The following is a 22,160-nucleotide window of genomic DNA, read 5'->3' on the forward strand; positions in this document are numbered from 1 at the left end:
TTATGACAATATTATCCCGTTGTTTTTATTTTTTATTACTGTGTTTTGTATTTGTAAACAATACCGGCGCCCAACAAAAAAAATTCACTTTACTACCGTCTTCAGGTACAGGCATCACTTTTAGAAATGATGTTACAGAAGATGCCACCATGTTTATGTACCTGTACGAAAACTTGTATGTTGGCGGCGGTGTAAGCATTGGCGATATTAATAATGACGGGTTACAGGATATTTATTTTTCGTCTACAAGAGGGCGTAATAAATTGTATTTAAACCTGGGTAATTTTAAATTTCAGGATATTACTTTAAATGCCGGTGTTGATGGCGGCGATGGTATTAAGACCGGTGTAAATATGGTGGATGTAAACGGGGATGGTTTACTCGACATTTTTATTTGCAAATCAGGATTTAAAGATCCTAAACTGAGAAAGAAAATTCTTTACATCAATAACGGCAACCTCACTTTTACCAACAAAGCTGCCGAATATGGTTTGGAAGATGCCAGCTTTACCATTCAATCCTACTTTTTTGATTATGATAATGATGGGGACAAAGATGTTTTTTTTGTTGACCATCTTGACGATTTCACTAAATCGATGACCATACCTGCCAGGATGGAAAACGGTAAGCTGGTGTACGTAGAAGATACCACTACCGTGTATACCAGCGACAGGCTGTTTGAAAACCGGGGTGGCAAATTTGTGGATGTTACAAAAAAAGCCGGGTTAATCACTCATGCTTTTGGTTTAAGCGCTTCTATATTTGATTATAACAAAGATGGCTGGCCCGATATTTATGTGGCCAATGATTTTAATAAACCCGATTTTTTCTTTATCAACAATAAAAACGGAACCTTCACCAATAAACTTACCGATCATTTAAACCATACGAGTTTTTCTGCAATGGGTTCTGATATTGCAGATATCAACAATGATGGCCTGGAAGATATTTATGTAGTGGATATGGCCGTGGAAGAGCCTAAACGGCAAAAGCAATTATTTGCTGTAAACCAGAACTACGATAAATTTCAACTGATGTTGCAGTTTGGTTTATTTTATCAATACCCCCGCAATAGTTTGCAATTGAATAATACCGATGGCACTTTTAACGAGGTGGCCAATTATGCCGGTGTGGCCGAAACAGAATGGAGCTGGGCACCACTGATCGCAGATTTTGATAACGATGGCTGGAAAGATATTTATGTAACCAATGGTATAAAAAGAGATATCACCGACTGGGATTATAAAGTTTTTATTCTCGATTCTATTATCAATGCTATGAACAGGGGGCAAAGTGTTGATTTAGATAAATGGCTGCAAAGCATTCCTTCGGTAAAAACCAAAAACTATTTTTATCATAACAACGGCAGTTTAAAATTTGACAAATACACCGATGTGTGGATGGATGAACCGGCCTCTTTTTCAAGTGGTGCTGCATATGCAGATTTAGATAACGACGGTGATCTGGATTTAGTAATTAATAATGTAGATGACGAGCCTTTTGTTTTTAAAAATAATACTACAGATGATGCGGCCACCGCTAACTATTTACGTTTTAAGTTTTTAAAAACACCTGCTTCAAAAGAAGAAGTGTATGGCTGCTTTGTAAAACTTACCGATGCAAAGGGCCAGGTACAGCTGCTGCACTATAATCCGCAACGGGGCTTTTTATCTTCTTCCGAACATTTTTTACATTTTGGTACCGGTGCCGAAACCGTTATACCCCGGGTGGAAATTACTTTTCCTTCACTTAAAACAATTGTATTAGAAAATGTAAAAGCCAACCAGGTATTAACCATTGCAGAAAGCGATGCCAAAGTACCGGTGCCGGAAACACCTGAAAAAAAGTCAACCTTATTTGCTGATATTTCTACCCAAAACAAGTTTAAGTATACGCAGATGGAAAATGATTATATCGATTTTAAAAGAGAGCCACTGATACCGTATAAGTGTAGCCGAAAAGGGCCCTACTACGCTGCTGCAGATGTAAATGGTGATGGTAAACAGGATATGTATATTGGTGGTGCCGCAGGTATTGAAGGCAAACTGATGCTGCAGAATGCCGACGGTTCTTTTGCAGAAAAAAAGCTACCCGCCTTTACAGCAGATAAAGCTTATGAAGATATGGGGGCTGTATTTTTTGATGCTGATGGCGATAAAGATATGGACCTGTACGTGGTAAGCGGCGGTGCAGAATTTGATGCCGGCAGTCCTTTATACCAGGACAGGTTGTATGTAAATGATGGTAAAGGAAATTTTACCCGTGCCGCAAAAGCCTTACCTGCAGAAGCTTTTAACGGCTCCTGTGTCATTCCGCTCGACTATGATAGTGACGGTGATATTGACCTTTTTGTAAGCGGGCATGTATTACCCGGCAAATTTCCAAAGGCCGATAACAGCATGTTGCTGCAGAATAATAAGGGTGTATTTACCAACGTAACCAACGATGTAGCTAAGGAATTAGTTAAACCAGGCATTACCAACTGTGCCGTATGGAGCGATGTTGATGGTGATGGAAAAAATGAATTGATACTTTCGGGAGAATGGATGCCGGTATCGGTTTATAAAATGCAAAATGGTGTTTTTAATAAACAACAACAAACGGTAAGCTTTGTTTCCCCGGCAACAAAACAGGATACCACCATCAGCATGGATGAATTCAGTGGCTGGTGGTACAGTTTAAAAACAGGTGATATTGATGGCGATGGCGACCAGGATATTATTGTGGGTAACCGTGGTACCAACTGTTCTATTAAAGGTAATTATTATAATCCCTGTACGGTATATGCAAAAGATTTTGATGGTAACGGCAGTTATGATGCCGTGCTGGGCTATTACAACCAGGGCAAATGCTACCCGCTTTTCAGCCGCGACCAGCTGATAGACCAGATGCCTTCGATGAGAAAAAAATTCATCCGCTATAAAGATTATTCCGGCACCACATTGGATAAACTTTTTACTCCGGAACAACAACAGGGCATGGATGTATATAAAAGCAATTTTTTTGAATCGGGGGTGTTACTCAATAATGGTAATGGCAGTTATCACTTTGTGGCTTTTCCCGAACAGGCACAATTTTCCAATATCAATGATATGGTAATTGATGATTTTGATAAAGATGGTAATAAAGATATTCTGGTATGCGGCAACACTTACGATCCTGCTGTAATGGTGGGCAATATTGATGCCTCTTCTATTTTGCTGCTGAAGGGAAACGGCAAAGGTTCATTTACCGCAGTATCGCATGCCACAGATGGATTAAAAGTAAGAGGTGAAAGCCGAAAGCTGGTATACCTGAAAGAAAATAATGTATTGATGGTGTTGAAAAACGGTGCGGCGGCACAGGTGTTCAGTATATCAAAGTAACTAACAATCTTTTCCTGTACATGGTTTTTCCTGCACTTCAGTTTCTAATGTAACGTGATGAATATTGAGGTGCTCCAATTCGTGTTTTAGTTTTTCTTTTATGTGCTGTGCATGCAGCATCGTTATGCTGTTATCCAGAATAATATGTGCTGTTAACGCATTTCTGTTGGTGCTTATAGCCCACACATGCAAATGATGAATGTCTTTTATACCTGCAACCTGCAGTGCGGCAGTTTTAATTTTTTGTACATCAATATTTTCCGGAACGCCATCTAACGAAAGCCTCAGGCTATCTCTCAGCAAGCTCCATGTGCTGGCAATAATCACCAGGCAGATTATGATACTCAATAACGGATCTATCCAGTAAAGTTTTGTATAATGAATAATAATACCGCCCGCCACAAGGCCAAGAGAAACTAATGCATCCGACGCCAGGTGCAAAAAAGCACTTTTTACATTAATGTCCTTTTGCCTGTCACGAAAAAACATAAAAGCCGAAACAGTATTGATAACAATACCAATTGCCGCAATGATCGCTATTGTTGTGCCCGGCAGTTCCTGCGGATATTTAAACCGTAACGCTGCTTCATAGGCAATAGCGCCAATGGAAATCAACAACACCACTGCATTCAGTAAAGAGATCAGTATTGATGCTTTGCGATAACCGTAGGTATATTTTTCAGTGCTTTTACTTTTTGCCAGTTTAAAAGCCAGCATGGCCAAAGCAAGACCTGCCACGTCTAAAAAATTATGCCCGGCATCGGATAATAAGGAAAGAGAATTAATTTTTAAACCAATCACTACCTGGATCAGCACATAGGCCAGATTTAATACAATACCAACTACAAAAGCCCTGTTTAGGTTTGTAATTACCGGTGCATGACTATGACTGTGCCCGGAATGATGTTCTTCAGAATGATGGTGCGCCATTTTTTATTTTAAAATTGTTCCTTTCAGAATAATTGCAGCGAAGGTAAAATAAATTACAAGGCCGGTAACATCCACTAAGGTAGCCACAAGCGGAGCTGATGAAGTGGCCGGGTCCAGTTTACATTTCTTTAAAACAATAGGGATCATCGAGCCGCTTAATGTGCCCCACATAACAATGCCAATAAGCGAAAAGAAAATGGTGAGCGCCAATAAAAACCAATACCTGCCGTAATTATAAAGGTGGAGGCTTTGCCACACTGCAATACGTACAAAACCTATAGTGCCTAAAATAAACCCTAATGTAAGTCCTGATAAAACTTCACGCCGCATTACAAACCACCAGTCTTTTATAGTCAGTTCTTTTAAGGCCATTGCACGGATTATTAATGTTGCAGCCTGCGAACCACTGTTACCACCGCTGGATATAATCAACGGTACAAACAATGCCAATACCACTGCTTTAGAAATCTCGGCATCAAAATAACCCATTGCTGTTGCAGTGAGCATTTCGCCAACAAACAAAACTATTAACCAGGTTGCCCTTTTTTTTATCAATGAGAAAAAAGAAGTTTTTACATACGGATAATCAAGCCCTTCCACACCACCAAAGTTCTGTATCTCTTTTGTATCCCTTTGTTCAGCCGCATCCAGCACATCATCTACGGTTAGTACGCCCAGCAGGATATTTTCTGCATTGGTCACCGGTAATACTACTCTGTCATATTCTTTAAATTTAGCTACGGCATCTTCTTTACTGTCCGTCATGTGTAGTGTAACACAAAAGCCATCTAAAATATCCGCTACTTTTTTATTGGGATCATTTAAAATAAACCTGCGGACAGGAATATCGTCAATCAGTTTTCCTTCACTATCTACTACATAAATTACATTGGCCGCTTCGGTATCTTTATGATGTTTACGCAAATGTTCATTTGCTTCGGCAATAGTAAGCTCTGTACTGATGGTGGCAAATTCGGTATTGATAAGCCTTGCCACACTATTATCCGGGTAACCTAAAATATCATGTACCGCATCTTTATTTTTTTCATTCAGCAATTCTAAATAAGCCGAACGTTCAACACCTTTTAAAGAAGAATAAAAAGCAATCCTGTCGTCGGAGCTCAGTTCATTTAAAATAAATGCAGCCCGGGGTTTGGTAAGTTTTTTTACAATTTTCTTTTGCAATAATGCATCCAGGTAAGCAAAAACTTTTGACTGCGTTGTTGCCGGCAAAGATTCAAATGCCTGTAAAGCTGTTTCGGTGGGTACAGCACCCAGCATTTTAGCAACTTCTGTAGGATGCACTTTTTTATTGCTGCCGCCAAAACCAAGAAGGCTGCTGAAATCGCCTTTTATAATTTTTTTACTGATCTCTTTCAGATTCATCATCGCTCAAATTTTAGCCATTGGGAAATGTACTAAGGTAACCAGGATGAATCTTTTTTAATTGTTAACGCCAAATGCAGTATGGTTGCAATTATATAAAAAAGGGTCGCAGATATTTTATTATCTGCGACCCGATATAGAGATACTGTGTTTATTACTATGCAGTAAATGCATGTGCTATTCCTAAAACAGAAGCAAGCAATAATACACATTTCCAACAATTAAGTCTGTTCATTTTGTTTAAATTTAATTCACTGTAAAAATACACTGTCTTTAACTAAGATATCGTTAAAGCTTTAGTTTAATACCACCGTTTACCACAAAGCCTTCGGTATGGTTCCAGATATCATCAAATGTGGGGTTGCTGTGCGGCGGATTCACTACAGTTTTGTACTTACTCTGCCTTTCATCTGTAAAGTTTTCAAAGTTTACAAACAAGGAAATTTTATCAAACGTCTTTTGAGCCATAAATCCCAGCTCATGAAAAGATGGGGTTTTACTTCCATTGTATAAATACTGACTACCTGTAAAATAACTTTCTAAACCCAGTTTAAAATTATCTTCCTTTTCATACATTAATGTTAGGTTGAGTTTATGCTTTGGCAAAAGCGGCAGAAACTGATTGGTGGTTAAATACTTTGCTTTGGCATTGGTAAAAGTATAGCCCACAAATAATTTCAGGTCTTCTTTAAAAATAAATTTCAGGTTGGTTTCAAAACCATTGCTGATAACAGACTTTGAGGCATTGATAAAATAATAATTGGCCGCATTGTCTTTCTGCAATATCAATGGTTGATTAATACCGGTGTAAAAAAACAGCTGATTAATGCTTAATAAAAGGTCTACAGAAAGATTTGTTTTGTAATTAATATCCGCTGTGCCGCCAACGCTTTTTTCTGCCTTTACATTATTTAGTGGCAGTACATGCTGATACTGCATTGTTTCGGTTTGCTCCGTAAAAATGGTAGGAATTTTATACCCTAAGCCGCCGCCGATTCTGGAACTTATTTTATTGCTGATCTTAAACAATACCGAAGTTCTGGGCAATAAAAAGCTTTGGTTTTTATTGTAGTTACTGTTTTTATAGGTCACATTATCCATTCTAAGTCCGCTTTCAATTTTTACTTTCTCTGTAATATCCCAGGTATCCTGTAAATAAACGCCGGCAGTAAAAGATTGCGTATTCTGACTACTGCTGTTTTCCTGTTTAAATTTATCAAACACAAAATTTACCCCACTGATCACGGTATGTTTTTGCTTAACAAAAAGCAATGACAGGTCGGTAAAGCTATTGGTGCTGATACCTGAAAAGTTATAATTAGGAATGGTGATGTGCCTGTCGAAAATACTTACGCTTTGTTTTAGTTTTAAACTATTCTTACCGCCCAGCTTTTTATCCACTTCAAGCGTAGTGGTATTTCTTACGGTAGTATTCTTTTCAAAATAAGTATGGTTGGCGTCTGCTTTTCCTTTTATTACTTCCATATCGCCACCGGTATTATTGCCTTTGGTAAAACTGTTACCCAGCATAATGGTAGTAGTTGCATCAGGATAATAGAACAATCTTGGGTTAATAGTAAAATTGTTGCTTTCCGGTATTTCAGAAAATTCATCCTTATCCACATCATATGCTTTTTGAAAATTTGCCAGGCCCAGAAATGTATAGCCCAGCTTACCTTTCTTTTGTGATATATAGGCACCAATATTCGTTTGGCCAATATGCGATTGGTTAACGATCATATCCCCTTCAAATTTTTGGTTGGGTGTTTTGCTGATGAAGTTGACAACACCGGCAATAGCGCCGCCGCCATACAATGTTGAAGCCGGCCCCTTTATTACTTCCACCTGTTTAAGATCCAGCGGCGGAATTTCCAGCACACTTAAGCCACTGGCAAAATTGCCAAAATTCGGATAGCCGTCTTTCAATAATTGTGTGTACCTGCCATCCAGGCCCTGCACCCGTATGCTGGCATTACCACTGGTAGCAGATGTCTGCTGTACCTGCAGGCCCGTACTTTCGTGCAATAGCATGGATACATTTGCCGGCCGCATATTGTTTTTTTCATCCAGCTCTTCCCCATCAATAGTCTCCACTCTTGTGGGTGTATTTTTTATAGTACGGCTGGTTCTGGTGCTTTGTACAATTACTTCGCTCAACTCATCTTTGTTGGGCTGCATTATTATTTCAATGGCATTGGTATCTTTTAAAGGAAAAACAAAATGGCGTTCCTGTGTTGCATAGCCCACGCAGCTAAATACAATTTTTTGTTTCCCCTGGGGAATATTATATAATACTGTATAACCTTGTTCGTTGGATACGCCGGCCTTGTTACTTTTTTCGAACAAAACCGTTACGCTTACTAATGGCGCATTGGTTGCCCCATCTTTTATGATCGTTTTAAATGTATGTTGTGCCTTGGTATTGCCTGATAATATACAAGCCAATAACAGCAGCATTATTTTTTGCATTGTTATGTGTTTAGTAAAATGAATAATAGATGTGTTGTAAAACACGGTAAAGGCATACCTGCCTTTTATCACTAACTAAACTTTTGGCGGTTGCCAGATAGTGCCTGAATATCGGGAAGAAAGAGAAACACTGGTATAAAAATAATGTTGCTTTTGTGTAACAGGTTTGGCCAGGCTGATCTTGTTCAGCTGAAAGCACGGTGTAAAAACCTGTCCGCAGCAGGCGCAGGCGCAAAACGGGCTGCAGGCTTCGTCTTCATGCTGCTGGTCCGTGCAACCCGATGCTGATACTACAGTTTGATCGGCTGGTGTACGTTCATTACCATCTGCACACGGAAGGGCAGGCAATAATAAAATGTACCAGGAGAATATAAAGGCCAATAGTTTCACTTTGCAAAAATAAAGTTTTGATTACTGTAATTGGATATCGTTGCCGGTTATCTTTCCAACAAGGTTGCATTTTAACAGCGGAATTTACAGGCAGGTATTTTTACTCTTTTTGGCTTTTAATACAATATTCTTTTTAGGCCCCCGTTACATAAAAGACAATATTTTATACTATGAATAAACCTAATCAACACCTCATGACCAATCCATTATTACAGGTAGTAAGAAACTTTATAGGCAAACTCCGCCAGAACCCGGATGTATATCCTATAAGATATTATAAAAAAGGAAAACAGTTCAGGCGCAAATGGCAGGCTCCACTTGTAAAATAACTCAATCCTTTCGGAAAATACCGAACCCTATAAATCAGCAAAACCACTCTTGACAAGAGTTCTGTTGAATTGTAACTTTAAAGTTCAAAATCCGATAATAACATGAAAAAGATCCAATCATCCCAACCAACTGCATTTGCAGTATTAGTTAAGTCTTTAGGTGCTGTAATTAACAGCTTCTTCCAATCCAGTTCCAACAGGGAATTCAGGAGGTTAAAAGATTTTATAGCTTCTTAATTGCCCCGGCATTACCTAGCTAAACAAATACTCCACATCGCTCTTACTAAGCGCCTTTACAAAGCTGGCGTCGTCGGCTATTAGTTCGCTTGCTAATTTACGCTTGCGCTCCTGGAGTTGTAAAATTTTATCTTCTATAGTATCGATACAGATCATCCTGTATGCAAAAATGTTTTTGGTCTGGCCAATACGATGTGTACGATCGATAGCCTGTTGCTCCACTGCCGGGTTCCACCACGGGTCAACAATGTACACATAGTCAGCCGCCGTTAAGTTCAACCCTACACCACCCGCTTTTAAAGAGATCAGGAATACCCTGCACTCATCATTATTCTGGAAATTCTGGATGGCTTTTTCCCTGTCCGTTGCAGAAGTGCTGCCATCAAAATATTCAAATGGCACACCTTGTTCCGTTAATGTTTTCCGGATAAGGCCCAGCATACCTAAAAACTGGGAGAATACCAGGGCCTTGTGTTCACCTATATTTTCTGTTAATTCCCTCGCCAGTTCATCTAACTTGATAGAGTGGTTAGGATATTTGTCCTCTTCATTTAAAATGGCCGGGCTGTCGCATATCTGCCGCAACTTCATCAGGCCCTGCAAAATGGTCAATTGCGATTTGCCAATACCCTGCTGGTCAATTTCTCCCAAAATTTTACTGCGGTAAGTATCACGGTAAGCTTCATAAATATCCCGTTGTTCCTTTTCCATTTCGCAAAACAAAATGGTTTCAGTTTTATCCGGCAAATCTTTGGCCACCTGTTCTTTGGTACGGCGTAAAATAAAGGGGTATAATAATTTTCTTAAATGGTCTTTCTGTTCCTGCTCGCCAAATTTATCAATAGGCGTTGCAAATTCATTTCTAAAAAATTCCATGCTGCCCAGCAAACCGGGATTCAGGAAATTCATCTGGGCAAAAATATCAAATGTGTTATTCTGCAACGGCGTACCACTCATACACAATCTGTTTTTTGCTTCCAGCAAACAAGCAGCCTTGGTAACTTTAGAAGAAGGATTTTTTATGGCCTGGCTTTCATCTAATACTACGTAATCAAATTTTATTTTTAATAAGAGTTGAATATCGCTTCTCAGTGTACCATAAGTGGTAATTATAATATTGTACTTCTGCAGGTCTTCGCTGCTGCGGCTACGCATACTGCCATGATGAATATGCCAGGTTAAGCCGGGTGTAAATTTATCTACTTCATTTTTCCAGTTATAGATCAATGTAGTAGGGCAGATAACAATGGCTTTTAAATTGCCAGTTGTGGCTTTGTAATGATGCAACATGGTTAATGCCTGTATGGTTTTACCCAAACCCATGTCGTCTGCTAAAATACCGCCCCAGTTTACATCATTAAGGTAACTCAGCCATTGAAAACCCGAAGTTTGGTAAGGCCTTAAAATAGGTTGCAAATGTTCGGGTGCCGGTATTTCCGGTATATTTTTAAATTCTCTTAAGCGTTCAAATTTTTCATCCAGTTCAAAACTCAGTTCGGTTTCGTTACGATTTTCGTACAACTCATCAATCACACTCATGTGGTATTTTGATAAGCGCAGGCGGTTGCGGTGATCGTCGCCTACTTTAAACAGCAGCGAATATCTTTTTAACCACTCGTCGGGTAAAATACCCAAACTGCCATCACCCAATTGTACAAACGACTGTTTATTAACCAACGCCTTTTTAATATCATCAATGCCTACACGCTGTTCGCCAAATTCAATTTCCACTTTGGCATCAAACCAATCCAGCCCGCTGCTTACATGTATATGTGTGTTAGGTTTTGCAGTGTTGAAGCGGAAATTCTTTAATGCCTCAAAACCATATACCGGTACTTTCATTTCCTTCATGGCATCCACAAACAAAAAGAACCAGTTGTTACGCAACACGTCAGCGCCTTTTAAAACCAGGCTGCTGTTATCGCTGGGCCGCACAAACATTGAATGCAATGCTTCCAGTTTCTGAATAAATTTTTCTTCCGCTTCCTTATTGCGGTGTACAATCAATATTTTATCACCGTCAGGTATAGTGATCGTTTCTCTGTCGGATGCTTTAGTTTCAAAACCCTGGTAGCTGAATATGGGCTGAAACACAAGGTAGTCGCCCTTTTCCTGCAATTGCAGTTTTACATCAGGCTCGCCGCTTTTAATTTCCCTTATTAAATTTTTATCAAACTCCACGTGATACTCCTTAGTTAAAGGCATGATCACCTTCTGCATCTTTTCGGCCCAGTTTTCTTTGCTTAACTGTATGTTGCCTTCTTTAATAAACTTTTCGGCCTGCAATACATCTTCCGATTTTTGCCAGAGGTACAGTGTTTTATCGTGCAAAAAAACAAGGCTGCTGTTGCATTCATTATCCGAAAACGGGATAATATCACCCTGCATTTTTACCGTGCAGGCAATTTCAAAATGATTATTTTTTGCCAGCACTTTAAATACCGGGGAAATAAAATGATCGCTTATTTCTAATTCTTTTAAATTTTCTGTTTTAAAAACCTTTTTCTCCGGCAGGTAAAAAATAAAATTATTAGCAGCCTGCTCTTCAAATAATTTTTTCAGTTTGGGTTGAAGGTATTCTGCCATCAGGCTCTTGGTTTCTTCTGGTAATTCATCCCCATCCGTCTGGATGATATTTTCCCAGATACCGCTGAAGGGAGAATTTCTGTCAAGGTATTTATTGATCTCACTTACCTGCAGCTTACGCACCTGCTGCAATAATTGTTTATCATCTTCACTAAACACTTCGGCATTTACAAACTTGGCCAGGTCCAGCTTTTCAACTTTAGTGGTAAATTTTTTATTCTCTTCATCAGCATCGCCCTGTATGGCATCTACAGTAAAGTATGGATAAGTAGCAGCATTAAAGTTAAATACCACACCCAGCTTTTTTTCGGGTGGCGCCTGCGTGGCAGTTTCATTTTCTGTTTCTTCAACCGGGGTTACAAAAACTTCTGCAGGTCTTTGGCTGCTCATGCCGGCTGCCGGTGCTGCTACACGCTTAATAGTAGTGTCCAGCACTTTTAAAAACGGCTTGCCGTCTTTATAGGTAAATTCAAATTTACCTTTCAGGTCATCGTCTAAACTATAACCGTATATCTGTAGTAATTTATTTTTTTCTTTATCCCAGTTGCGGATGGTATCAAAATAATAGGGGCCATAAGCATTCAGTAATTGCAGAAAAAGCATTGTCTTATGTTCGCAAAGCGGGTGTTCTGCTTCGTCGCATTTGCAGGACGTATCAAAATTACGTTCGTCGTTTTTTTGTATTACTAACGGAAAGGTTTGGCCGTCGTACTCCAGTTCAGCTTCCACTCTTTCGTCGCCTGCTTTTAAAATAGTTGCCTTTACGGTGCGTAACATATCTTCTGCCTGCTCATAAATTCCGGGAGATGAAAAAAGTTTGATCATCTTCAGGTCAATATGTTTCATCTTAGCTACTGTGTGGCGCTGGTTGTAGCGGATAGCGGCATTGCCCAGCATATTCTTATCAATCATTTCCTGCAGGCGCAATAAAGCTGCTGCTTCGTGGCGGCAGATATCTCCCAGGTTATAAGGGCAACCACAACGCACAGAAATACTTTTAGCATCAGCATACTTTTGAATATACACTTTGTAAAAAGTACTGTAGCTATCGTCTTTTACACGAAATACCACACTGCCCATCAGGTGATCATGCTCTACCAGTTCTACAAAACCCATCGACTGGATCTTTTTTCCACGGCGGATCACTTCATCAGAACCATTGTTGTAAACATATTTGATAAGGTGGGATAATGCCATTTATGATTTTGGATTGCCGATTTATGATTTCAGATGTAAGGCAGCACAGCGGTTTTTAACCAATAGCCAGTCTGAAAAGGGCAATTTGCAAAAGTAAAGGAAAATAACTGAGTTTCTGGCGTAAAATGGAAAGTTTGTTGTGAAAATTGCTGTTAAATAAACAGAAGCATTGCAAAAAAGACAACCAACCCTAAAGTCAGCGCAATTACCTCTGTTTTAGCCGTTAATGAAACTGATGGTTCCCGAACAAACATAAACATGGCAAAAAACAAAATCGCAGCCAGTAAAATAAAAAAGTCTGTAATAAAGCCTATGCCGGCGTTACAGGGTCCGCCACCTGTTCCCCCGATAAAACAGCAGGCACCTGAAATAACAGCGGAAATTATTAACCGGTTGCTACCTCTTTTTTAATGCAATTTTCATTACCCTGCTATTAATTTCCCTTCCTTATACAGCACCAGTATATCTGCCGAATCCGGTGTTAAACAAAAACTGATATCTTCAATCAATCCAAAACGCTCCACCAGGCGGTGGTAATGGGTAAGGTGGGGTGCAAAACCCATCAGGTTGTGTTTATTGCTTTCGTATAACAGTTCTGCGGTTAAGGAGCTGTCGCAATGAATGGTAAAGTGCTCTTTTATTTTACTGATAACAGCACCGGCAAATAAAGTGTCTTCTATATTGTAACGGTCTTTCCAGCCGGCGCAGGCCAATACCACATTTTTATTTTGCTCTGTTAAGTATTTACAAACCGAAGAAAGGTTGGGGAATGAACCGCTGATAATAGTATCTGCATTATTATCCAAAGCCATTTGCAATAATTTAGTGCCGTTGGTAGTGGTAAGCACTAATGTTTTGCCTTCAATAAATTCCCTGCTGTATTCTAAAGGAGAGTTGCCGTGTTGCAAACCCTCTGCAATCTGTCCGTCTCTTTCGCCTGCCGCAATGGCATCTAATTGCTTGCTTATTTCAATGGCTTTAAAAACTTCATCAACAGGTATGATACACTTAGCACCGTTTTTTATAACCGATGCAATTGTTGACGTGGCCCTGAAAACATCAATAATAACCACCACGGCATTTTTTAAATCATATAAATGTAATAGCGCCGGAGAAAGACAGGTGTATAATGTAGGTTTTGTTTTTTCCATCTGTAGTTTTTTAATGAATAGTCAGGTAATGGATAATTAATAATGCCTTAAATCGGGGGTTCTTTCCAAGAATTAACTTCTCTGCAAATCGGAAAAATTATCCATTACTTTTAGGGGGTTAGTATTGCTTTCCACTTCTGTGTTTCAGCATACTCTTTTATAGTGTTATTTCGTTTTTCTAAAAATTTTTGCAAATACTTTTTAAGATACACAGCATTAAAAAATTTGCCCAAGGCCCCGTACGGACTTTCAAATTCCAGTATATCGATCATAATGGTACCGTTATCAACCGGTTTAAAATAATGTTCGTGCCTGAAGCTTTTAAAATCCCCTGCTGTCATCTCATCCACAAATTGAACCGGCTTTTCCATGGCAGATATTAAAGAACTGTGTTGCCTGGTTTTAAAAAAGTGTTTAGCTTTCCAGGTAACGGTTTCATTTAAATTGATCAATCCTGTTGTAACACCTGCAATAGCTTCTTCTTCAGTTCCTGCAGTTGAAATTTTATGCAGGTTAATGCTGCGGCTTAAATCAAACACCCTTTCAACAGGCGCAGCGATGAATGTTGTTAAATGAATTTTTGGCATTTCTGATTTCGTTACTAACCCTGCCGGCTATCAACCCCGACAGTGGTTATTTGAAAAACGATATTTTTCATATTTTATTAGCCGCCAGTCAACTCCACCGCCGTCAGGATTTGTAACCGCTGACGAGGTTGTTACACAAAAGGTATTTTCACCACCTTAGCTTTCAACAACGTATTCCTGATACTGATAAAAATTTCGCTGTCAATAGCAGCGTATTTTATATCAACATAGCCCAGGCCAATAGCTTTACCTAATGATGGTGATTGTGTGCCGGAAGTTACTTTACCAATAATAGTTCCCTCAAAATCTTTTATTTCATGGTCGTGCCGTGCTATGCCTCTTTCCAGCATTTCAAAACCCACTAATTTTTTGGTAACACCGGCTGCTTTTTGTTTTTCAAAAAAAGCACTGTTGGTAAAAGGTTTGGTGAATTTGGTGATCCAGCCTAATCCTGCTTCCAGTGGCGAGGTGGTATCATCAATATCATTGCCATATAAACAGAAACCCATTTCTAAACGTAAGGTATCTCTTGCACCCAAACCAATTGGTTTTATGCCTGCGGCTTTTCCTGCTTCAAAAATAGCGTCCCATATTTTATCTGCATCGCCATTTATATTTTCAAAATAAATTTCCACACCGCCGGCGCCGGTATAACCCGTTGCGCTTACCAAAACATTTTCCACTCCGGCAAAAGTGCCTTTTGTAAAAGTGTAGTATTTTAAATTCATTATATCCATATCGGTAAGCGGTTGCAGAATTTTTGTAGCATTCGGACCTTGTATGGCCAGCAAACAGGTTTTGTCGGAGATATTATGCATCTCTACCTTTTTATCATTAAAACTGCTGATCCAGTTCCAGTCTTTTTCAATATTACTGGCATTTACCACCAGCATGTACACTTTATTTTCTTCCACACAATACACCAGCAGGTCATCCACAATACCACCGTCGTTATTAGGTAAGCAACTGTATTGCGCTTTGCCATTGGTTAATTTAGAGGCATCGTTGGTGGTAACTCTCTGAATAAGATCCAGAGCATTTTCTCCCTTTAAAATAAATTCTCCCATATGGCTTACATCAAACACTCCGGCATTATTACGCACAGTGGCATGTTCGTCGTTAATACCACTATAAGATATGGGCATATTATAACCTGCAAATTCAGCCATTTTTGCACCCAGCGCAATGTGTTTTTGTGTAAAGGGAGTATTTTTCATGTAGTTTTAATTAGTTTAATGATCTGTTTATTGTTGGCAAATGTAAGCTGTTATTTTATTGTACCCAACCGCAGGTGAACAGGAAAGATAATTTCTCTTTTTTCATCCGCTCCCCATAAAGGCTGTATCTGCGCCATCAGTGCAGCTACCGGGCTAAAGTTGTTGACAGTAATAAATTTTTGCAATGCACTCCAGGTATAAAAATATCCTTCCAGGTCTTTTAAAGACCAGTGGAGTTGTATTGCAAAAGGTGGAGTAGTTACTTCTTCAAACGGAAAAGGAATGCCGGTATAATTATCATCTACATATTTTCTTTCTGCATCCCAGTAATTGGCTAGTGTATTAAAATGATAATGCTGAATAATTGCATCAATTGCAGGAGTTATTTGTAATAAACTGTACGTCCACACCGCAATAACGGCACCCGGTTTTGCCACACGTTTTACTTCTGCATAAAATTGTTGAAAATTAAACCAGTGCAATGCCTGCGATACAGTAATAAGGTCAACGCTATGTTCTTCAATATTTGTTTTTTCTGCAGGTGCTACAGCATAAAAAATATTGTTGGCCTTGTATGCATTATCAATTTGCTTTTGGCTGATGTCGGTTGCAAAAACCGTATTGAAATATTTGCAGAGTACAGCGGCAGATTGCCCATTGCCGGTACCACAATCCCAGGCCGTGTTTTTTTCTTTTACAAAACCGAGTATATAGCTAAATAAAGCATCCGGATATTGCGGCCGGTATTTTGCATACCCTGCTGCCTGTTGCGAAAAATTATCTTTCATTTTACAAAGATAAAATTTATTACGGCCGCTTATCTTTCATACCGTTCGGCAATTGTATTCATCGCCGTTTTAAAAAATTCTTTTGCCGCTGTATCATTAAGGTCCAGGCGACGATCGCCAAAATACAGTTTATAATTAACGTTGCCGCTGTCAGTTGGTTCAGCTATCAGTTGATTATCGTTCAGCTTGTATTTTACATAACCTCCCGGCGAAATTTCATCAATGGCTGTTCCATCTGTATTAAAAAATACTTCTCCTTTGTATTCAATTTTAAGTGATACTTTACCATCATTGGTACTTATAGTTCTTGTACCACTGCCCAGGTTACAGGCCACAGAAAGCAATAGCACAAGCAGGTTTACAAATAGTAAAGGGTGTCTTTTTTTCATGGCGCAATTTTTTAATTTTCAAAAAGAGTCCCGCCAAAAATGGCAGGACTTTTGTGTTTCAACTTCAACTCAACTTTCGAAACTATTTTGTATTAATTTTTGGCTAAAATTTCTTTGATGCCTTCGCACATATCTTTTACCCGTTCGTAAGCTTCTTCTGAATTCTCGTCTTTATTAAATTTTATTTTCAACCAGCCTTCACGTGATTTGACATACACTTTGCTTTCATCATCAAGTATTAAAGTGGCGTCCATATTACCGTGACCTCCATACTTAAAAATGTCAGCGGCATCTGTATACTCGTGAATATAATTTTCTACAGCCCTTGTTTTTCTATCATCAAATCTTGCTGATAACTGGTATATATCCTCATCATCATTTATCGAAATAGATACATCATGATAGTGGCGATGCCGGTGGCAGGATGAAAAAACACTTAAGAAAAATAAAACACCTGCAACCAGAACAAAACGAACTTTCATATATGGTTAGTTTTGGGATGAATGAATGGTTTATTATTGCAATGATCTTAATTGATGTTGGTTAAAATATTAATCCCCGGTGTTATGATGGTACTTAAATCTCCGGGTTCATTACTCTGCACCCTACCATTGCTGTTTTCCAGTTTGCTTTTTTCTTTTTCAGATTGCCTGTCTATAGAGTCTTTAATATATTGTGTTCTTCTTTCAATAGAATCTATTTTATGTTGATTTCTATTTTCAATAGAATCCTGCCTTCTTTCTAGTGAATCCTGTATTTTATCGTACCTGTAACTACTACCGCTCCTGTTATTTGTTTTTTGTTTTTTCTCTTCCTTGTCATTCCAGCCATCAGCTTTTCTTCCGGTTAAAGTATATAATCCGTCAGCTTTCATCACATAATCCACATCACTCTGCCACCTGATATCCTCTTCAGAATCGTAGTAATCATTGTCCCAATCGTTATCCCACCTGCCGGCTCCAAAATGTACCGGCCAGCCGATCCCTTTGTTAACACGTATTTGTTTTCCAACAGGCACATACACTGTTATTATAACCATCTGGTTACGAAACTTATCTGTTTTATTAATGGCAATGCCTTTATCTAATAACAATATAGAATCCTTTTGTGCTACATTAAACTGTATCAGGTTGGCAAGCGCAGTAGCATCATTTTTAGAATACCCCCTTGCTGTTTTTTTCATAGTTACCTGGAAGCTGTCGTTAGGAGATTTTGCAATTTCCACATATACATTTCTTACGTATGCAGTATCATCGTCAATTAAGTTTTCAAAAGGTTCAAAACGAATCCAGTTGCGGCCGTAATATTTTTTAGTAAATGGCAGTGATGAAGTAACCACCAGCTTATTTACCTGTGGGTTAGTTAATGCAACAGGTTGTTCGTCTAAACGGCTTGAAGATTTAAAATCACGTGTAACAGTTGCAATAAGCATTATGATACAAACCCAACCCAAAGTCCACAAGCTGCCAAAAGTAAGGCGCAGTATTTTGCTGTTGCTTTTCATCTTGGCGATCTTTCTTATCAGCCAGGTAATGATACCGATGATAGGCACTGCAATAAATAATACCAATGTACCCCAGGCATAAAAGTTCTGCCATGTGCCTTTAAGTATATAATCCTTCAATGGAAAAACACCGATTGAAAAAATACCCAGTCCGAATAAACCCATTACTAATCCAAAGCACACGCAACCAATAATAAAGTAGGCAAATATTTTAGCTATCATGGCAATTACATTCCCCAATCCGCCGCGGCTGCGCCTGCTGAAGTTTTGTACATCGCCTGCCATTACTTTTGCTTTTTCATTGATCATACCCGATGCTTCTTTACCAAAGCTGGATGCTTTTTTACCCACTCCTTTCATTTCTTCTATTACAGAATTTTTTATAGAGTGCATATCAACTTTCTCACCTTTCATTTCCAGTTTTTCCGATGTGGTTATTGCTTCAGGTATTACTATCCATAAAATAATGTACACTATTAATGATGTAGGGCTAAAGGTGAAACGGATAACATCACCAAAATCCCAAAAGCCGCCCCAATGGCCCCAACGGGAAAGAAAAGAAAGAAATGGCAACAGGAATAAGGCTCTTGGTATCCATGGATTGATACCGAAATAATTACCGATACCGCTACATACACCTGCTATCATCTTCTCGTCCGGATCACGGAATAATTTTTTTCTGGTGCTGCCAATTGCTGCACTTGCAGTGCTGGGTACAGCAATCCACATAATGATATAGGTTAAAAACCCGATACCCGAAAACAACAGTATTACAAAAATGATCCTTGCCACCACCACATCTATATTAAAATAGTTGGCCAAACCACTGCACACACCACCCAATACTTTATCGTTTTCATTTCTGAATAATCTTTTATGGCCTGTTGCGTTACTGCTATTGGCAGATTGCTGCTGGTAAGCGTTAGAAGAAGATGATGATGAAGCCGAGGCAGAAGATGCAGGTTGCGCATCATCCATAGGTTCAAAATCCTCAGGGCGGCCAATACTGTTAATGATTGCATTTACATCATCATCGGTAATACAGGTAGCACCTTTGGTTAATCTTTCCTGGAAGAGTTCGCCAATGCGGCTTTCAATATCATTGATGATCTCTTCTTTACCTTCTTCGTTGGCAAAGTGGCGGCTGAGACTGTCGGTATAGTTTTTTAATATTTCAAAGGCAGTGGTTTCTATTGGTACCACCCGGCCCTGGAAATTTATATTGATTACTTGTTTCATGGCTAAATAGTTTTTGTTTCGTTAGTTGATGGGCTTAAAAAACAAATCATGGCTATACTTTTTGTTTATTAAGGGTTGTTGAAGTTTTTTTGATCCCGGTTTTATACAGGGTTATTGTTAAGGTTGTTGTTAGCATCCACATCGGTTACAGCTTTTACAGCATTGGACAATTCATTCCACGTTGCCTCCAGTTCTTTGTAAAAATTTGCGCCCTTTTCAGTTAAGGAAAAATACTTTCGTGGCGGCCCGCTGTTGCTCTCTACCCATCGGTAGGTTAAAAATTCTGCGTTTTTAAGCCTTGTAAGCAGGGGGTAAAGTGTTCCTTCCAGCAAGTTGAAATTGGCTGCTTTCATCTTGTCGATAATATCCGAAGGATAGGCTTCCCCCTGCTTAATCACCGAAAGGATACAAAATTCCAGTACTCCTTTCCGCATCTGGCTGGCTGTGTTATCAATGTTCATGGCTTCTTAATTTAAAATTCATGGCTATACTTTATTTTGATCTGCTCATTTTTCATGGCTAAATGATTTGTCGTGAGCCGATCCTAAGAACTGTTGTGAAAAGGTTTTGTACCGGTTTATTCCCTATCACATCACAAAGATAATACTATTTCAGTACTATGCAACACATAATACCATATTTTTTACAGTAGTGGGTGCTGGCTATTAGTCTGTTTAGCACAGAAATCAATACAGTAAAGGGTTTGGTCAGATTATGGCTATTTTATAAAATTCCCGGGAATTGATGAATGGCAAATTTTTAGGGCTGAGTGGCGAAAATCTGGGGGATTTTTGGGGAAAACAAGGTCATGTATCGGAGCCGGCTTTTAAAAACCGGAAGATGGTAATCGCTTCAGTTAAAATATAAAATAATGGTCAAGCCATCATATCGCTATACGACATCCCTGTTATACACAGGAAAAAGACGGGGCAAAAGGCAGGTTACTCCGTATCATCTTCAGGGCTATTCCGTACCAGGGCCGGGGTAAAGCCGGTAGTACCTGCAGGAAAAAGCGATTCTGGTACCTATAATACAGCACCCCGGAAGCAGAAATCAGAAAAACCTGCAAGCACCCAAGTTTACAGCAATAAAAGGAGGTAGAACAAATTGGTTGCATCGAACACTGGCCAATAAGTTAATAAAAACTCAAACGTTAAAATATATACAACAACAATTCGTTTATCTTCAATGGCACCGGCTTTGTAATATAGCTGTAAAGGAGGAACCTAAATATGAAACAATTTTTACTTATTACTGCAACAGTACTTTTATTAACATCCTGCAAAACCACCAAGGATTATTTATCCCGGGGTGATGAGGACAAAACATTGTTTGACATTGTTAAAACATTAAACAAGCGCAGCAGCGATGATTCTGCCACCAGGGCATTGCCCATTGTTTATGAAAGGGTGCAGCAGGTACACCTGAAAAGGATCAATGCCTATAAAACTTATAAAGATATCGGCCGCTGGGACAAAGTGATTGCCGAATACAGCACATTGCAACAAATGTATGAAGCCATCAGCAGTTCCGGTGCCGCAAGCCGTTTGGTAAATGCAGCCAATTATCAGAATGATATTTATGATGCCAGGCAATCAGCTGCAGAAGATTATTATCAGCTGGCTGCAGGTTTTTTGCAAAGCGACAGAAGGGACGATGCAAAAAAAGCCTACAACTATTTTAAAAGATCGGATAATTATGTGAATGGTTACAGGGATGCCAAATCAAAAATGGACGAAGCATTTCAGAATGCTATCATCAACGTGGTGGTTAATCCCGTACAGGATAATTCTTTTTTCTTTAATACCGGTTGGGGCAATACCGGCTACAACTACAGCAACGAATATTTTCAGCAGACCTTAATACGTGAATTGGGCAGCACTTATGCCAGCCGTTACCCCGCTAAGTTTTATACCGATTGGGAAGCCAGGAGGGATAATATAAAACCTGATTGGGTAGTGGATTTAACCTTGCGTAACATGAATATACCAAGGCCAACCTCTTACACCTATAGCCGTAACGTAAGCAAGCAGATTGAAAATGGCCGGGATACCAGTGGTAAAACAAAGTATCAAACAGTAAGCGCCACTATCAATATTACCAAACAATCCTTTACGGCCCGTGGCCAGATGGATGTAAACATAACTGACGTGAATAGACGAAAAAGCATCAGCTATAACAGTTACAGTGACGACTACCGCTGGGAAGAAGAACATGCAACCTATACCGGCGACAGCCGTGCATTAGATACTAACGACTGGGCCATTATTAATAACAGGAATTACAATGAGCCCCGTAAAGAAGATGTGTTAAATGAGTTGTACCGTAAAATATATCCACAGGTAAAAAACAGGATCACCTATGCGGTAGACTGGTAAGCAAAAAATAATAAGAAA

17 protein-coding genes are annotated in these 22,160 nt (G+C 39.2%); 4 read left to right on the forward strand and 13 right to left on the reverse strand.

Going from position 1 to position 22,160, the window contains the following annotated elements; genetic code table 11:
- Positions 1–2: 2 nt before the first annotated feature.
- On the forward strand, positions 3–3,365 hold the full coding sequence (locus tag ACYVM0_RS25090) for a VCBS repeat-containing protein (RefSeq protein ID WP_460561878.1): 3,363 nt from the start codon (positions 3–5) through the stop codon (positions 3,363–3,365).
- Here the strand turns inward: ACYVM0_RS25090 and ACYVM0_RS25095 are convergent, their stop codons facing one another.
- The 4 genes from ACYVM0_RS25095 to ACYVM0_RS25110 form a co-directional block, all read right to left on the reverse strand.
- Positions 3,366–4,295 (reverse strand): cation diffusion facilitator family transporter, encoded by a 930-nt coding sequence (locus ACYVM0_RS25095; protein WP_460561880.1) that lies wholly within the window; start codon positions 4,293–4,295, stop codon positions 3,366–3,368.
- 3 nt (positions 4,296–4,298) lie between these two features.
- Entirely contained in the window at positions 4,299–5,684 is a 1,386-nt protein-coding gene (gene mgtE / locus ACYVM0_RS25100) for a magnesium transporter (protein ID WP_460561882.1), read from the reverse strand.
- A 285-nt stretch (positions 5,685–5,969) separates the two neighbouring features.
- On the reverse strand, positions 5,970–8,150 hold the full coding sequence (locus tag ACYVM0_RS25105) for a TonB-dependent receptor (RefSeq protein ID WP_460561884.1): 2,181 nt from the start codon (positions 8,148–8,150) through the stop codon (positions 5,970–5,972).
- Positions 8,151–8,225: 75 nt separating this feature from the next.
- The gene (locus ACYVM0_RS25110) at positions 8,226–8,540 is read right to left on the reverse strand and encodes a DUF6660 family protein (protein ID WP_460561886.1); all 315 of its coding nucleotides are present in this window, start codon (positions 8,538–8,540) and stop codon (positions 8,226–8,228) included.
- A gap of 170 nt (positions 8,541–8,710) precedes the next feature.
- Between ACYVM0_RS25110 and ACYVM0_RS25115 the strand changes: the two genes are divergently transcribed.
- Positions 8,711–8,869: a hypothetical protein gene (locus ACYVM0_RS25115; protein ID WP_460561887.1), complete on the forward strand. Its 159-nt coding sequence runs from the start codon at positions 8,711–8,713 to the stop codon at positions 8,867–8,869.
- 102 nt (positions 8,870–8,971) lie between these two features.
- Positions 8,972–9,106 (forward strand): hypothetical protein, encoded by a 135-nt coding sequence (locus tag ACYVM0_RS25120; protein ID WP_430990004.1) that lies wholly within the window; start codon positions 8,972–8,974, stop codon positions 9,104–9,106.
- A 15-nt stretch (positions 9,107–9,121) separates the two neighbouring features.
- Here the strand turns inward: ACYVM0_RS25120 and ACYVM0_RS25125 are convergent, their stop codons facing one another.
- The 9 genes from ACYVM0_RS25125 to ACYVM0_RS25165 all read right to left on the reverse strand — a co-directional run bounded on the left by ACYVM0_RS25125 (position 9,122) and on the right by ACYVM0_RS25165 (position 20,225).
- Complete coding sequence (locus ACYVM0_RS25125; protein WP_460561889.1) at positions 9,122–12,889, reverse strand: DEAD/DEAH box helicase; 3,768 nt, start codon at positions 12,887–12,889, stop codon at positions 9,122–9,124.
- A gap of 422 nt (positions 12,890–13,311) precedes the next feature.
- Positions 13,312–14,040 carry a 2-phosphosulfolactate phosphatase gene (locus ACYVM0_RS25130; protein WP_460561891.1) on the reverse strand — a complete coding sequence of 243 codons (729 nt, stop codon included), beginning with the start codon at positions 14,038–14,040 and terminating at the stop codon, positions 13,312–13,314.
- A 110-nt stretch (positions 14,041–14,150) separates the two neighbouring features.
- Positions 14,151–14,627, reverse strand: coding sequence for an SRPBCC family protein (locus tag ACYVM0_RS25135; RefSeq protein WP_460561893.1), 477 nt, complete (start codon positions 14,625–14,627; stop codon positions 14,151–14,153).
- Between the two features lie 131 nt (positions 14,628–14,758).
- The gene (gene gcvT / locus ACYVM0_RS25140) at positions 14,759–15,844 is read right to left on the reverse strand and encodes a glycine cleavage system aminomethyltransferase GcvT (protein WP_460561895.1); all 1,086 of its coding nucleotides are present in this window, start codon (positions 15,842–15,844) and stop codon (positions 14,759–14,761) included.
- Positions 15,845–15,894: 50 nt separating this feature from the next.
- Entirely contained in the window at positions 15,895–16,632 is a 738-nt protein-coding gene (locus tag ACYVM0_RS25145) for a class I SAM-dependent methyltransferase (RefSeq protein ID WP_460561897.1), read from the reverse strand.
- 29 nt (positions 16,633–16,661) lie between these two features.
- Positions 16,662–17,021, reverse strand: coding sequence for a hypothetical protein (locus tag ACYVM0_RS25150; protein ID WP_460561899.1), 360 nt, complete (start codon positions 17,019–17,021; stop codon positions 16,662–16,664).
- A 92-nt stretch (positions 17,022–17,113) separates the two neighbouring features.
- Positions 17,114–17,503, reverse strand: a complete 390-nt coding sequence (locus ACYVM0_RS25155) for a hypothetical protein (protein WP_460561901.1) — start codon at positions 17,501–17,503, stop codon at positions 17,114–17,116.
- Positions 17,504–17,550: 47 nt separating this feature from the next.
- The gene (locus ACYVM0_RS25160; RefSeq protein ID WP_460561903.1) at positions 17,551–19,764 is read right to left on the reverse strand and encodes a PspC domain-containing protein; all 2,214 of its coding nucleotides are present in this window, start codon (positions 19,762–19,764) and stop codon (positions 17,551–17,553) included.
- Positions 19,765–19,865: 101 nt separating this feature from the next.
- Positions 19,866–20,225: a PadR family transcriptional regulator gene (locus tag ACYVM0_RS25165; RefSeq protein ID WP_460561905.1), complete on the reverse strand. Its 360-nt coding sequence runs from the start codon at positions 20,223–20,225 to the stop codon at positions 19,866–19,868.
- A gap of 771 nt (positions 20,226–20,996) precedes the next feature.
- Between ACYVM0_RS25165 and ACYVM0_RS25170 the strand changes: the two genes are divergently transcribed.
- Positions 20,997–22,142: a hypothetical protein gene (locus tag ACYVM0_RS25170; protein WP_460561907.1), complete on the forward strand. Its 1,146-nt coding sequence runs from the start codon at positions 20,997–20,999 to the stop codon at positions 22,140–22,142.
- Positions 22,143–22,160: the final 18 nt, after the last annotated feature.

Source organism: Ferruginibacter profundus, assembly GCF_054783275.1.